General features: G+C 38.8%; 13 protein-coding genes. 8 read left to right on the top strand and 5 right to left on the bottom strand.

The window, feature by feature from the left end:
• Nucleotides 1-23: 23 nt before the first annotated feature.
• The 8 genes from B1NLA3E_RS14675 (at nucleotide 24) to B1NLA3E_RS14640 (ending at nucleotide 8,455) form a co-directional block, all read left to right on the top strand.
• Nucleotides 24-1,388, top strand: coding sequence for an aspartate aminotransferase family protein (locus tag B1NLA3E_RS14675; protein WP_015594615.1), 1,365 nt, complete (start codon nucleotides 24-26; stop codon nucleotides 1,386-1,388).
• Nucleotides 1,389-2,081, top strand: a complete 693-nt coding sequence (locus B1NLA3E_RS14670) for a 3-oxoacid CoA-transferase subunit A (RefSeq protein WP_015594614.1) — start codon at nucleotides 1,389-1,391, stop codon at nucleotides 2,079-2,081. It begins immediately after the preceding gene.
• Nucleotides 2,066-2,728, top strand: coding sequence for a 3-oxoacid CoA-transferase subunit B (locus B1NLA3E_RS14665; RefSeq protein WP_015594613.1), 663 nt, complete (start codon nucleotides 2,066-2,068; stop codon nucleotides 2,726-2,728). The genes B1NLA3E_RS14670 and B1NLA3E_RS14665 overlap by 16 nt, the downstream gene beginning before the upstream one ends.
• Nucleotides 2,729-2,747: 19 nt before the next feature.
• Nucleotides 2,748-4,016 carry a peptidase gene (locus tag B1NLA3E_RS14660; protein ID WP_015594612.1) on the top strand — a complete coding sequence of 423 codons (1,269 nt, stop codon included), beginning with the start codon at nucleotides 2,748-2,750 and terminating at the stop codon, nucleotides 4,014-4,016.
• Nucleotides 4,017-4,066: 50 nt separating this feature from the next.
• Complete coding sequence (gene ablB / locus B1NLA3E_RS14655; RefSeq protein ID WP_015594611.1) at nucleotides 4,067-4,924, top strand: putative beta-lysine N-acetyltransferase; 858 nt, start codon at nucleotides 4,067-4,069, stop codon at nucleotides 4,922-4,924.
• Between the two features lie 107 nt (nucleotides 4,925-5,031).
• Nucleotides 5,032-6,414, top strand: coding sequence for a sigma-54 interaction domain-containing protein (locus B1NLA3E_RS14650; RefSeq protein WP_015594610.1), 1,383 nt, complete (start codon nucleotides 5,032-5,034; stop codon nucleotides 6,412-6,414).
• 325 nt (nucleotides 6,415-6,739) lie between these two features.
• On the top strand, nucleotides 6,740-8,140 hold the full coding sequence (ablA, locus tag B1NLA3E_RS14645; RefSeq protein WP_015594609.1) for a lysine 2,3-aminomutase: 1,401 nt from the start codon (nucleotides 6,740-6,742) through the stop codon (nucleotides 8,138-8,140).
• Nucleotides 8,141-8,173: 33 nt separating this feature from the next.
• Entirely contained in the window at nucleotides 8,174-8,455 is a 282-nt protein-coding gene (locus B1NLA3E_RS14640; protein ID WP_015594608.1) for a YokU family protein, read from the top strand.
• Nucleotides 8,456-8,592: 137 nt separating this feature from the next.
• Here the strand turns inward: B1NLA3E_RS14640 and B1NLA3E_RS14635 are convergent, their stop codons facing one another.
• The 5 genes from B1NLA3E_RS14635 to B1NLA3E_RS14615 form a co-directional block, all read right to left on the bottom strand.
• The gene (locus tag B1NLA3E_RS14635) at nucleotides 8,593-8,799 is read right to left on the bottom strand and encodes an aspartyl-phosphate phosphatase Spo0E family protein (protein WP_015594607.1); all 207 of its coding nucleotides are present in this window, start codon (nucleotides 8,797-8,799) and stop codon (nucleotides 8,593-8,595) included.
• Between the two features lie 212 nt (nucleotides 8,800-9,011).
• Nucleotides 9,012-10,085, bottom strand: a complete 1,074-nt coding sequence (locus B1NLA3E_RS14630; protein WP_015594606.1) for an NADH:ubiquinone reductase (Na(+)-transporting) subunit F — start codon at nucleotides 10,083-10,085, stop codon at nucleotides 9,012-9,014.
• A 77-nt stretch (nucleotides 10,086-10,162) separates the two neighbouring features.
• Complete coding sequence (locus tag B1NLA3E_RS14625) at nucleotides 10,163-11,287, bottom strand: fatty acid desaturase (protein ID WP_015594605.1); 1,125 nt, start codon at nucleotides 11,285-11,287, stop codon at nucleotides 10,163-10,165.
• A 142-nt stretch (nucleotides 11,288-11,429) separates the two neighbouring features.
• Nucleotides 11,430-12,875, bottom strand: a complete 1,446-nt coding sequence (locus B1NLA3E_RS14620) for an aldehyde dehydrogenase family protein (protein ID WP_041580573.1) — start codon at nucleotides 12,873-12,875, stop codon at nucleotides 11,430-11,432.
• Between the two features lie 114 nt (nucleotides 12,876-12,989).
• A complete protein-coding gene (locus B1NLA3E_RS14615) occupies nucleotides 12,990-14,087 on the bottom strand; it encodes an NAD(P)-dependent alcohol dehydrogenase (protein ID WP_015594603.1) in 1,098 nt (365 codons plus the stop codon).
• Between the last annotated feature and the right edge of the window lie 68 nt (nucleotides 14,088-14,155).

Genomic DNA, 14,155 nt, shown 5'->3' with positions numbered 1-14,155 from the left:
TGATTGAGAAACGGAGTGAGATTATGGACACATCTTATTTAATAAAACCAATTCTGGATACCACCTATCCTGTGATTGATTATGGAAAAGGTATTTATTTGTATGATAAAACAGGAAAAAAATACCTTGATGGATCATCTGGAGCAGTTACCGCTAATATAGGCCATGGCGTTCCCGAGATTATTAAAGCGATGAACCTTCAGGCTCAAAAAGTTTCGTTTGTCTATCGTTCCCAATTTACTAGTGATGCTGCTGAAGCACTAGCTAAAAAGATAGCAGACCAAGCGATTGGGAACTTAAATTGGAGTTTTTTTGTTAACAGTGGTTCTGAGGCAACCGAAACAGCGATGAAAATTGCGATCCAATATTGGCAAGAAAAAGGTATCGAAACAAAAACAAAAATATTGTCTAGATGGGTTAGCTATCATGGGATTACGCTTGGAGCTTTATCTATGTCTGGTCACCCCAGTCGTCGGGCTCGTTTTGTTCCGTTACTGGAAGAGTGCCCAGCAATTAATCCTCCCTATTGCTATCGTTGTCCATATCAAATGACTGCACCTGAATGTGGTTACGCTTGCGCATACGAATTGGAAACAGTCATAAAGCGGATGGGTGCAGATCGAATTGCAGCATTTATTGCAGAACCAGTCATTGGTGCCGCTGGAGGGGCCATAACTCCACCCGAAGACTATTTCAAGGTGATTAAAGAGATTTGTGAAAAAAACCAAATTTTGTTTATTGCCGATGAAGTGATGACTGGTTTTGGTCGGACTGGGACGATTTTAGCATGTGAACATTGGGATGTGGAACCAGACATCGTTGCCTTAGGAAAAGGGATGGGGGCAGGCTATGCTACGATTGCGGCAACGCTGGTAAGCGATCAAGTAATGGAACCGATCCTCGCTGGATCAAAGCTAGTAATGAGCGGGCATACACTTAGCGCTAATCCACAATCCTGTGCGGTTTCATTGGCAGTTCTCCAGTATCTAGAAAACCACAAGATCCTCGCTGATGTTGAGTCAAAGGGAAACCTTTTGAAAAATAGGCTTGAAAAATTACTACATCGTTTTGCGTTCATCGGGGATGTAAGAGGAATAGGACTGCTAATGGGACTTGAATTTGTAAAGGATCGAAAGACTAAACACCCCTTTCCCAGAAATCTTCAAGTTACTAAAACTCTTGTAGAAATTGCCCAAGCAAATGGTTTATTAATTTATCCTGCAGCAGCGGGATTAGATGGAATAAATGGTGATTCCATCATCATATCACCGCCATTAACAATTAATGAAAAGGAAATTGAGGAATTAATTTTTTTACTGACTAAAACCCTTCAGCAATTTGAGCAAATCCTCCAACAGTATGATGATGCCAAAGCAGGTGGGGAATAAATGGAGAATACTTTCACAAAAATAATTCCCCTTGATGAGTCGTTAAAATTTTTTTATGACGATATGACCTTAATGTTTGGAGGGTTTGGAGGGGTCGGTTCCCCGCCAACGATTATTGAGGGAATTCTGCAAAAGGGGATAAAAAACTTAACCATAATAGGAAATGATACAGGTTTTCCAGACATCGGGATTGGCAAAATCGTTAGCAGTGGCAGGGCAAAAAAAGTGATCACATCTCATATTGGCTCGAACCCAATCGCTGGAAAATTAATGACAGAAGGAAAACTAGAGGTTGAGTTTTCTCCTCAAGGAATCCTTGCCGAAAGAGTAAGAGCGGGCGGGGTGGGCCTTGGAGGTGTTTTAAGCGATATCGGTCTAGATAGTGAAGTGGTTAGCCAAAATAAACCAAGAATCAGTTTAAATGGAAAAACCTACATCCTCGAAACGGCATTGACCGCAGATGTATCCATCGTTTATGCAAAAAAAGCCGATCCATATGGGAATCTTGTCTATGACAAAAGTGCACGGAATACCAATCCACTTGTGGCCATGGCAGGTAAAATAACGATTGCTGAAGTAGAAGAAATCGTTCCACTTGGAGCCCTAAATCCTGATGCGATTGTGACATCAGGAATTTTTATCGATAAAATTATCCAATCAGAGGGGGTGAATTGGAATTGGGCTTGGGAGTAGAAACTCGCGATCGAATGGCAAAAAGAGCGGCACAGGAAATAAAAAATGGCATGACTGTTAATTTAGGGATTGGCATCCCGTCCTTGGTACCCAACCATCTGGAGGAGCATGTAACGGTAATGTTTCAGGCAGAAAACGGGATTCTTGGTATGGGACCAAGCCCCAAAAAAGGGGAGGAAGACGAGAACCTTTGCAATGCAGGTGGTCTTCCAGTTACGGTGACTGCAGGTGCTTCCTATTGTGATAGTACAATAGCTTTTGGAATGATTCGTAGAGGCAGGATTGATATGACAATCCTGGGTGCCCTTGAAGTTAGTAGAAAAGGAGATTTGGCAAATTGGATTGTGCCTGGGTTTAAGGTCCCCGGAATGGGAGGTGCTATGGAATTGGCACAAAAGGCAAAAAAGGTCATTGTGATAATGAGTCACACCGATAAATACGGAAAACCCAAAATAGTTGAATCATGTCAACTTCCCTTAACATCTGCTACTTGTGTTGATTTAATTATTACAGAAATGGCGGTCTTTTTAGTCAGTGAAACTGGGTTGGAATTAACCGAAATTTTCGCACCATATTCCCTTATTGATGTCCAGAAAACAACAGGATGTGATTTTAGTTTATCTCCATTCATTAGAACCATTACTTAACTAAGCGAGGAGTGGTTGTATGGAATCTCATGAAAGTAAGGTAATACAGTGGTTAAAGAAAAATCAAGCGAGGGGGACCTTTCTTTTACAAAAATTAGTCCAAGAGGGTAGCATACGTGGGCATGAGAGCAGAGCACAAGCTATTATTATTGAAAAATGTCGAGAACTAAAATTAAAGCTTGATATATGGGAAATAGGAGATAAAGAGCTGATAAATCATCCGAAATTTTGCTCGGATCGCAAGAGTTTTCTTGATAATCCAAATGTCGTTGGCCTCCTTAAAGGAAAAGGAGGTGGGAAATCAATCATATTAAACAGCCATATCGATGTCGTTCCAGAAGGTGACCGAACGAAATGGCGGGAGGATCCTTTTAGTGGCTTGGTAGAGCATGGTCGATTATATGGCAGGGGTTCATCTGATATGAAGGGGGGCACTGTGGCTCTGTTACTGGCAATTGAGGCGATCCGTGCAACCAAACTTCAATTAAAAGGGGATGTGATTTTTGAAAGTGTGATTGAAGAAGAAAGCGGTGGAGCCGGGACGCTTGCAACGTTGTTAAGAGGCTACAGGGCTGATGGGGCAATTATTCCGGAACCTACTAATCTAAAGTTTTTCCCTAAGCAGCAAGGGTCAATGTGGTTCCGGATAACTGTTCATGGAAAATCTGCTCATGGCGGAACAAGGTATGAAGGAACTAGTGCCATTGAAAAAGCACTGTTAATCATCCAACACCTACAAAAATTGGAGACTGACCGAAATAACCGCATAAATGATCCTCTCTATGAACATATCTCCCTCCCCATTCCAATCAACGTTGGAAAAATGAATGGTGGAAACTGGCCTTCCTCTGTACCAGATCTTGCGGTAATTGAGGGTAGGATGGGTGTTGCTCCAAATGAAACGATGGAGCAGGCTGAAAAAGAAATGGAATCAAACCTTCTTGCTTTACAGGAAATCGATCCTTGGTTCAGCTTATATCCTCCTAAGATTGAATGGTTTGGTGGAAGGTGGTTACCAGGAAATCTTCCGGTTGAACATCCCCTTGTAGAAGTGATTACAGGCTCTTATGAAGAAATAACTACAAAAGAACCACTAATTGAAGCATCACCGTGGGGAACCGATGGGGGGCTTTTATCTCAAGTGGGTCAAATTCCTGTCATTATATTTGGTCCTGGAGTGACAGAGGTTGCCCATGATGCTAATGAATATATTAATCTTAATGATGTGTTCATGGCTGCAGAAATTATAGCTTTAACCGTTCTTAGATGGTGTGAGGTAGCCAATTGAGCCTAAAGTGAAACAAAAGATCCTATCAATTAACGAGAGGAGGGAACTTCGTGACTCGAGAAGCCATCACCAAAGTTATGAATGGTGACTCTTTTATGCTTGAGGTTTATCTTGATCCATTTAATAAACGTGTTCGAATCGACGATTTCAGGGGAAATGTTGAAAGGGTAATCCAAGCATCAGAATTAGTAGCAAAGAATAATCAAGCTGAAAAATTAATTTGTAAAGTTAGATATGAGCATTTTTCAGATTTCCTTGTCCATGGTTTTTGCTGTGAAGCCAAGTTAGATGGATATTTCTCGGGATCTGATGCTTATTTTTTTTCAAAATATTATCAAACTGATCGTCTTATCAATAAATTCGGAATCTCTGAGGATCAAATGATGAACAATATTTATTTACTTCAAAGGGATGTTAAAGAGAATAGGAAAATTAATGTAGACGTCATAAGGAAAGCTGATAAAAACGATGTGATAAAACTGGCCGAACTATACAAAGCAGTTTTCCCAGTGTATCCAACCCCGCTTCACGATCCTGATTATATCGTTAAGACATTTAAAGAGGGAACGATCTATTTTGTTATTGAACAAGATGATGTGATTGTAAGTGCAGCTTCTGCTGAAGTAAATAATATTTATAAAAATGCTGAATTAACAGATTGTGCTACTTTAGCTAATTTTCGTAAACATGGTTTTGTGAAGCTACTGTTACAAAAACTTGAGGAAGAACTCATTCGGAAAGGTATTTTTTGCGTTTACTCACTGGCAAGAGCTCAATCGTTTGGGATGAATGCAGCCTTTTACCAGCTTGGCTATCAGTATCGGGGGAGACTTCCTAATAATTGTTTCATTTATGACAAGCTTGAAAATATGAATTTATGGATTAAGAACTTATCGAAGCCAGAATAGTTGAAAAGGCGTGAACAGAGATCTCCATTTTACTGCTGGTTTTTTGGCACTTGAATGACAATATTTCGGCACCATTTCATATACTTGAAGTGGGATGGTGAAGCACAATGATTGAACACACAAACCTGACAAAGGAAGTTTTAACATCCATTTTAAAAAGTATTGATGAAGCCATTCATGTGGTTAATACAGAGGGGATTTCCATCTTTTACAATGAAGTGGCCGCTTATCATGATGGCCTTGAAATCAATGAGGTGCTTGGAAATTCCCTTCTCTCCGTGTTTCCCTCCTTAAATGAAAAAAACAGTACCCTTTTAAAGGTTTTAAAAACAAAACAGCCCATCTATAATCAGCCCCAATCTTATGTAAATATCCATGGCAGAAAAATTGAAACGATGAACACGACCCTCCCCATCGTCGATCATGGAGTCATCATTGGTGCAGTGGAGATTGGGAAGGATTATTCGCAAATTCAGTCATTATATGACAGATTGCTAGACATGGAAAAGGGTTTGAAAAAATCAAAAAACGGAAAAAAGCGAGTGTTTTATACACTTGACGATCTAAAAACGGTTAACCAACCTTTTCAACAAATTAAGGATCGAGCAAGAAAATTAGCGCTATCAGATTCCCCAGTCATCGTTTTTGGAGAAAGTGGTACTGGAAAGGAATTATTTGTCCAAGGGCTTCATCATGCTTCAAATCGATCTCGTGGTCCCTTCATTGCGCAAAATTGCGCGGCAATCCCGGCGACTTTACTTGAAAGCATCCTTTTTGGGACAGCGAAAGGAAGCTATACTGGTGCACTAGATCGACCAGGATTATTTGAATTAGCTAGCGGTGGAACTCTGTTTCTCGACGAACTCCATACACTTCCCATTGACCTGCAAGCAAAACTACTAAGGGTTTTAGAAGATAGCACGGTTCGAAGAGTGGGCAGTTCAACGAACATTCTAGTTGATGTAAGGGTTATTACCGCATTGAATATACATCCACTACAAGCGGTGGAAAAACAGCAGTTGAGACATGATTTGTTTTATCGACTAAATGTGCTGTCATTTGAACTTTCCCCATTAAGAGAAAGACAGGAAGATATTTTGTTCCTATCAGAACAATTCATCGCATTTTTTAATGGAGTTCTAAAAAAACAAGTCTGTGGTTTAGATGAGGAAATTCAACGGATATTTATTCACCATAAATGGCCAGGGAATGTGCGTGAATTAAAACATACGATTGAATATATGATGAATGTTTGTGAAGAGGAGCAGCTAACGGGAAAAGATTTGCCGATTCTGCTTAAACAAGCAGGTCCTCCAAAGGGAAAAATGTCTACGCTCCTTTCTCTTAATTCCCACTTACAAAAATTAGAAAATGACTTGATTTCGCAGGCTCTTTCGCTCTCGAAAGGAAATATCATGCAAGCAGCAAACCTTTTAGATATTCCAAGACAAACGCTACAATATAAATTGAAAAAGAATCGTGCCGAATAATCGGCACTTTATTTTTTGGCTCTGTTAATCTAGAGTGTTGATTTCCGTTCCAGGCGCTTCGCTTTCCGCGGGGCGGGCGGTGAGCCTCCTCGGCGCTAAAGCGCCTGCGGGGTCTCACCTGTCCCGCTGCTCCCGCAGGAGTCTCGCACCTTCCACTCCAATCAACATTGCGCAAAAAATCAACATTGAGCTTTAATACAGCCTAATTTTTAAAAAGATGATTTCAAATATAAAAAGTGCAATTTTGGTTAAGATACCATTCTTTCTTATCACTTGGCATAAAACTTGCATTTAATAATGATACAGATTGAATGGAGGAATCCACATGAAACAAACTTTATATAAACCAAATCGGCATTGGAAGGATATCGAGTTATGGAAAGATGTAACAGAAGAACAATGGAATGATTGGTTATGGCAACTCACTAATACGATTAGAACTTTAGATGATTTGAAAAAAGTCATTCATTTAACCTCAGCTGAAGAAGAAGGTGTAAGAATTTCCACTAAAACCATCCCTTTAAACATCACTCCTTATTATGCATCCTTAATGAATCCCGATGATGCACGTTGTCCCATTCGCATGCAGTCGGTTCCGATTGGGAAAGAAATTAATAAAACAAAGTATGATCTAGAAGATCCACTTTATGAAGATGAAGATTCCCCAGTTCCAGGCTTAACGCACCGTTATCCTGATCGGGTTCTTTTTTTAGTAACGAATCAATGTTCAATGTATTGTCGCTATTGTACAAGAAGGAGATTTTCAGGTCAGATAGGAATGGGGGTTCCAAAAAAACAAATTGATGCTGCAATTGCTTATATTCGGCAAACCCATGAAGTGAGAGATGTACTTCTTTCAGGTGGGGATGGATTGTTAATTAACGATAATATTTTGGAATATATTTTAAAAAACCTTCGAGAAATTGACCACGTAGAGATCATTCGCATTGGAACTAGAGCCCCTGTTGTCTTTCCGCAACGAATAACCGAAAATTTATGTACTATTTTAAAAAAGTATCATCCAATTTGGTTAAATACCCATTTTAATACGTCCATTGAAATTACCGAAGATTCAAAACGTGCTTGTGAAATGCTTGCAAATGCTGGTGTTCCTGTCGGGAATCAGTCCGTGATTCTGGCTGGAATCAATGACAGTGTACCAATAATGAAAAAATTAATGCATGACCTCGTTAAAATCAGAGTTCGACCTTATTATATTTACCAGTGTGATTTATCGGAGGGGATCGGGCATTTTAGGGCTCCAGTATCAAAGGGTCTAGAAATTATTGAAGGCCTTAGGGGTCATACTTCTGGATATGCAGTCCCAACCTTTGTTTGCGATGCTCCTGGTGGAGGAGGAAAAATCGCGTTACAGCCAAATTATCTTATTTCACAAAGTGCGGATAAAGTGGTGTTACGGAATTTTGAAGGTGTGATAACGTCCTACCCAGAGCCTCAAAACTATATACCCGGCACAGCGGAAGGCTACTTTAAAGGTGTGTATCCTGATTATGAAAAGTACAAATCCAATGTCGGTATATCCGCTATCATGAATGACAGTAAATTCAACCTCATCCCGGAAAATCTTCATCGTCTAGATAGAAGGCAAAAGTACCAGAAAGACCCGCAACATTCTTCTCTTAAGGATAAACGTGAAAAACGGGACGAATTAAAAGAAAAGAAATTTAAAGCACAGCAAAAATCAATCGGTAGTGAAGATCAATAAAATAAATCAAAGTAAATGAGAAGGTGATTCGTCTTGGACATTAAATGTGAGTGGTGCGGAGGAAACGCAAGCAGCGGAGAGAACACGGTTTACTGGGAGCTGCCTGATGGATCAAGGGCGATCGAAATTACGATGACACCAGCGATTATCTGCCAGGAATGTGACATGGTGTATCAGCCCGACAACATCATTAAAGAAATTGAAGATCAATTGTTTTTAGTGGATACAAAGCTAATCGGACATTCAATAAGTTTTAAAGAGCTTATGGAATTACCTAGATTGTTGAAGAGAAATTATTTTGATTTTTCTTCTTAAAATTCTTTCAAACTTTTAAATGGTGCTCAGAAATGGGTGCTATTTTTCTACTCTACGTAGTACGATAAAAAGGGCATTCCTAGTATTACAGGGATGCCCTTTTTACTAAAAAACAACAAAATTAACATTAAACTTAACTACAGTTTATCAATATTATTGTTTTTCTCTTTTTTCAACTTATCCAGTTGAAAAACAGTTATAATCTTATCTATTTCTTGGCTAATTTTGATAACTTGTGGATTTTTAAATCCCTGCAATGATGATAAAACGTACATATTATTTCTTTGATGCTCTAATTCATTTATTAACTCTTTTTTTCTAAAATTGTTTAAAGCTGTATTCATTGATATCTACTCCTTATAAACAAACCTATGTTAATTAATATATAAAGTCTCATTATTCTGAAATCGTAAAACGATGAACCTATATATAGACTTAATAAATTCGTACCAGATTAATAAATTATTAAAAGAATATCCTTATTCGGGAATTTTTCATTATAATCTGGATTGTCCGAAACGGGTTCTAATAAGGGATTATCTAATACCTTGCATGATTATTTTCTACTCAAATGACTTCGGTCCAAAAATTTGTCAAAAAAGATTTGATTATTATTGATTCCATAGTCGCTCAACTTGCCAATCGCTGCATCGATCATTCCCGGTGGGCCGCAAAGATATGCTTTACATGAGGATAATCTAATACCTGGAAAATCTTTAATATAATCGGTTACTAAACCACGAGCACCAATCCAATCACTTCCAAGTGATTCTTCTGACAATACAGGGATAAAATGAAAAGGTGCATTCCAGAATGAAATCAATTCGTGAATTTCATCCAAGCAATAAAGGTCTTTTTTTGTCCGTGCTCCAAATAAAAATAATACTGGTGTATTTTCCCCAAGTTCGGCTACTTGTTCTAAAATTGCTTTTATAGGTGCTAAACCACTTCCACCTGCAATACATATAATTGGATCCGTTGAATCTCGAAAATAGAAAGAGCCATAGGGACCCGTGATTTGTACTTTTTCACCAATCCGATTCTTTTCATGGAACCACCCACTCATTTCACCATTTGGAACGTGGCGGATAAAAAAACTAATCTCTGAACTTCCTATATTACTTGACACATTGGCAAATGAATAGGAGCGTGGTTCCGTAAGGCCGGGAACAGAAATATCGGCATATTGTCCTGCTTCATAGGTGATACCTTCCTCCAGTTCAATTGTGATTTTGAGAATATCATGCGTCAAAGGAATAGAATTAACGATAATCCCATCGATAGATTTTATTTTATGATTAGGGATCTTTACTGGCAAATCTACCAGTACTGTTAGATTACTTTTGACAAATGATTGACAAGTAAGGATATAGCCTTGTTCAATTTCTTCTCTGCTTAACGTGTAGGAAAAATCCATGCTTGGTTTTATATTTCCATCAACTAAACGGCATTTGCATTTGCCGCAAGTCCCAACTCTACAATCATGGGGGAAGGGTATTCCTGTTGATAACGCTCCTTGCAATAATGTCTGGTTTGGCTGTACAGTAAATTGCCCTCCACTTGGTTTTACATCGACTAACAGTGGTTCCTGTGTTTTCTTCTTGAATAATCTAGAAAGTAAATTAGCCATGAAAATCTCCTCTTCTCGTGTTTATAAAAAACAGATTGTATTGATGGTCAAATATGCTTTTTTATAACAACATTACCTTAGGTGATTCCTTCTTTTTTAACATCATCAAACCAGTTTGGCCAACCAGCTTTTTCATTTGCTTTTCTAGCTAGAACCAACTCATCTGGATTGGCATAATTTAAGTCCATTTTCTTTAGTTTTGTTTTAACAAACTTAAACCACAGGGGCGGAACAAGCGCCATTAAGAAACAAAGGATAATGGACGGCATTCTATTATCAATTTGACTCGGTTTCAATTCATAATAGGGAATATAAGCATCTTGATGATGTTCACTATGAGTCGTGATTTCCAATCCTGCAATCCTACTGAAGGTCCAGCGATGCTCCCATGAATGATTTGGTTGAATAGGTGCACCTTCCGTCCTAATAAGACCGTAGTGTTGAGTATAATTGAAAACTTCCACCAGCAACTTTGCTAATGCCAAAGATAAAATGCATAAAGCTGTGCCAAACCAACCGGAAAAATAATAAAACCCACCAATTAATAGAGCTAATAATAAAACTGATCTAGTGACTTTGCTTGTCAATGAAAAAAGAGACCGTCCCTTTTTACTTTGATTCTCTTTTTCTAGTTTTATACCTTCAGTGAAAGACATCCACGTTGCTCGGAACACAAAGGTGTATACACTTTCTCCACGATAAGCAGTGTCCGAATCTTTATACCATATACCAATCTCATTGTGGTGGCCATAATTATGTGGAAGCAGGCGCATTGGATCTCCCCAAAATACGGAGCCTGTAAATCCTAAAAATTTCCCTACCATTGACCTTTGGTGGTACAACTCGTGAGAGATAGGAACATTGGGTACTGCTCCCATAAATGTAGCAGTTATAACACATCCTGCATAAGCAAGTACAGTCATAACCGTATTTGGTTCATTGAACCCTTGTAGAATACGCCAGCAATAAGCACCATAAAGAACGAACATCAATGGTACATGAAGATATAAAACAAAATTAGGTATCCAAGGATATTTGATATTCCTTTTCGCTTCATCCTTACCGAATAGTAAATCGCCCAGTAACAAAAAGACTATTACTCCTACAGAACCAATCCACACCCATTGACCTCCTAAAATATACCCATAGATTGCAGCAAGAACTATTATTGTGTTCCAATAATATCTTAAGTGATCCAGCATCCAATATTTCCCCTCTCCTATTTTTGCTTTCTTTGAATAAGACACAGATATATTTAAAGGTAACGTTCAATCTTCACCCAAGGGACTCGGATTCATTTTAAAAATGAACCCGAGTATAAGTGGATTTAATTATATTGAAAACTTATTTCATATATCTAATCCCATGATATTCAATATAATCAGCTAAACTTACCTCTGAAAACTCTCGGCCAATTCCACTTTGTTTGATCCCGCCAAAAGGCATTCGTACATCTAATGATTCGATATTATGACTATTAATGAAGGTACTACCTGCTTCAATTTGACGAGCTACTTCAAGAGCGTGACTTCTATCTGACGACCACACAGAAGAACATAACCCAAATTCACTATCATTCGCCATTTCAATCACCTGGTCTACTGATTGATAAGGGATTAGTGGAATTACTGGACCAAATTGTTCACAACAAGCCACTTTGGCCGAATGTTCAACATCTCGTACAACAGTTGGAAGGATGTAATAACCACTATTCCACTCATCCGGGGAGAGTTTTTTCCCTAATTCGCAAACTGTAGCGTTACTTTGTTTGGCTTGTTCAATTAAATCCTTAACAAATTGATACTGTACTTTATTATTAACAGGACCCATAGTTGCTTGAGGATCCAATCCATGTCCAACTTTTATTTCATCAACCACTTGGCACATGGTATCAAAAAATTGATTATAAATACTTTTTGGAACATATACTCTTTTTACCGCAAAACAAATTTGACCGGATCTGGTAAAAATTCCTCTGACTAAATTGGGCATAAGCTCTGCAATATTAGCATCTTCGAGAATGATAGCGGGGTCATTCCCGCCTAATTCCAAAGTTATGTTTTTGATAGAGGAACTAGAATCACGCATGACATGCTTTGCGGTTTGAACGCCTCCAGTGAAAGAAATTTTTCGAACCAATGGATGACTTGTTAATGCTGCACCAACATCACCGTCGCCAGTAACCACATTGATTACTCCAGGAGGTAATTCGGCAGCCATTTTTTTCAAAGCTTGTGTTATAGCTGCCGGGGCAAGTGGGGATGGCTTAACCACGATTGTATTTCCAGTTACTAACGCTGGAGCCAATTTCATCATCGTTAATACGATTGGGAAATTCCAGGGGACAATTGCGACGGTAACGCCCCGAGGCACTTTTGCTATTTCGATTCTAGTATTTTCATCCTCAATCACTTCTGGAACGAGAAAGGATTGAGCAATACCTGCTGTAAATTGTGTCACTCCTACACCATAGCCCAGATCTGTCATGGCTTCTCCCAATAATCCTCCATGTTCTCTTACTAATAATGTGCTTAAATGTGGAATTTCTAATTCTAGTGCAACAGCAGCAGCCAAGACCATATTTATTCGTTCAGCAACATCAACTTTTCTCCAGGTTAGGAATGCACGATGAGCTGCTTCAACAGCCATATTGGCAATCTCAACAGTACCTTTCGTAACTTGTGCAACAACATCACTTAAACGCCCAGGGTCTCTAATTTCAAATTGGTCATGAGACGATACAATAGTATTATTAATCCATAAATCAACCTTTTCTACTGTTTCTTTCATTTGTTTACCTCCTAGGTCGCTTCCATCTTGTTTATGAAGCGCTTTCATAATTTTCATTATCTTAAACAGTTAGGTAAATTGAGTATTAGTTGATTTAAAAAGTAGTTTCTCCGTTTATTCAGACACTCGCATGACTGGTTTTATTGCGATTCCACTCTTTGAATCTGCCGCAGCTTGCTCAATTTGACTAAAATCATACGTTTTAATAAGTTTGTCATATGGAAACAAGCCTTGTTTATATAATTCAATTAATTGCGGAATAAAAATTTGTGGAACTCCGCTCCCCATGATGACCCCCGTAATTGTTTTCTCTAATATAATTCCAAAGTGGTCTAACTCTACGGTTGTTCCGACAGGGGGGGCACCGACAACTGCAGTTGTTCCAAGCGCTTTAGTGCTGTCAACAGCTTGTCGTAAAACTAGAGGCAAACCACTCGTTTCAACTGAATAATTTACTCCGCCGTTTGATAATTCATGGATTTTACCAATGACATTTTCAACTTCAGTACTGTTAATTGAATGAGTAGCTCCCAATTCTTTAGCCAGTTCTAATCGATTATCATTAATGTCAATGGCAATAATGGTTGTGCAGCCCTTTAACTTAGCTGCCATAACAGCGCTCAACCCAACAGCACCACAACCAAAAACAGCAATGCTAGATCCAGGCTCTGGTTTAAGCTTATTAATAACTGCTCCGCTTCCTGTTGAAATACCGCAGCTTAGCGGGGCTAGGGTTTCAAGTGGAACGTCTTTCGGGACTTTAACAAGATTACGATAATTAGTAACGGAATATTCCGAAAACGAAGATTGCCCAAAGAAGCTGGAAATTTCTTCACCTTCTTTTTCGATACGTCGTGTTCCATCGGGCATAACCCCGCCAAAATTGAACATAACAAAACTAGAACATCCGTAAGGTTTACCTTGAAGACAAGCATCACATTTACCACAAGTGCTGTAGGAGAGAAGCACGTGATCTCCTGGTTCTATTCCTTGAACTGCTGCACCTACCTGTTCAACTACACCAGCACCTTCGTGCCCCAAAACGATTGGCATTGGACAGGGAATGGAACCGTTCTTAACACTCAAGTCAGTATGGCACACGCCTACAGCTTTAATTCGAATAAGTACTTCCTCCTCCTTTGGTTCATGAATTGTAACTTCTTCCATACTAAATTCGCCTTGATTTCGAGTAACAATAGCTTTTGTTTTCATTTTTATCAACTCCAATAGTAAATATTGTTAGAAAAGTTTTTATTCTTCTAAGACAGCTTATCTAACTA

Source organism: Bacillus sp. 1NLA3E, from assembly GCF_000242895.2.
Taxonomy (GTDB): Bacteria; Bacillota; Bacilli; order Bacillales; family Cytobacillaceae; genus Bacillus_BU.
The sequence above is the reverse complement of the archived record's forward strand: the minus strand, read 5'-3'. Positions and strand labels throughout refer to the sequence as shown.

What these genes read in the sequence shown, in the direction of transcription:
- B1NLA3E_RS14635 (WP_015594607.1), bottom strand. Translation starts at nt 8,799, where the DNA reads ATGAATACAGCTTTAAACAATTTTAGAAAAAAAGAGTTAATAAATGAA.
- B1NLA3E_RS14650 (WP_015594610.1), top strand. Translation starts at nt 5,032, where the DNA reads ATGATTGAACACACAAACCTGACAAAGGAAGTTTTAACATCCATTTTA.
- B1NLA3E_RS14630 (WP_015594606.1), bottom strand. Translation starts at nt 10,085, where the DNA reads ATGGCTAATTTACTTTCTAGATTATTCAAGAAGAAAACACAGGAACCA.
- ablA (WP_015594609.1), top strand. Translation starts at nt 6,740, where the DNA reads ATGAAACAAACTTTATATAAACCAAATCGGCATTGGAAGGATATCGAG.
- B1NLA3E_RS14675 (WP_015594615.1), top strand. Translation starts at nt 24, where the DNA reads ATGGACACATCTTATTTAATAAAACCAATTCTGGATACCACCTATCCT.
- B1NLA3E_RS14670 (WP_015594614.1), top strand. Translation starts at nt 1,389, where the DNA reads ATGGAGAATACTTTCACAAAAATAATTCCCCTTGATGAGTCGTTAAAA.
- B1NLA3E_RS14625 (WP_015594605.1), bottom strand. Translation starts at nt 11,287, where the DNA reads ATGCTGGATCACTTAAGATATTATTGGAACACAATAATAGTTCTTGCT.
- B1NLA3E_RS14620 (WP_041580573.1), bottom strand. Translation starts at nt 12,875, where the DNA reads ATGAAAGAAACAGTAGAAAAGGTTGATTTATGGATTAATAATACTATT.
- B1NLA3E_RS14660 (WP_015594612.1), top strand. Translation starts at nt 2,748, where the DNA reads ATGGAATCTCATGAAAGTAAGGTAATACAGTGGTTAAAGAAAAATCAA.
- B1NLA3E_RS14615 (WP_015594603.1), bottom strand. Translation starts at nt 14,087, where the DNA reads ATGAAAACAAAAGCTATTGTTACTCGAAATCAAGGCGAATTTAGTATG.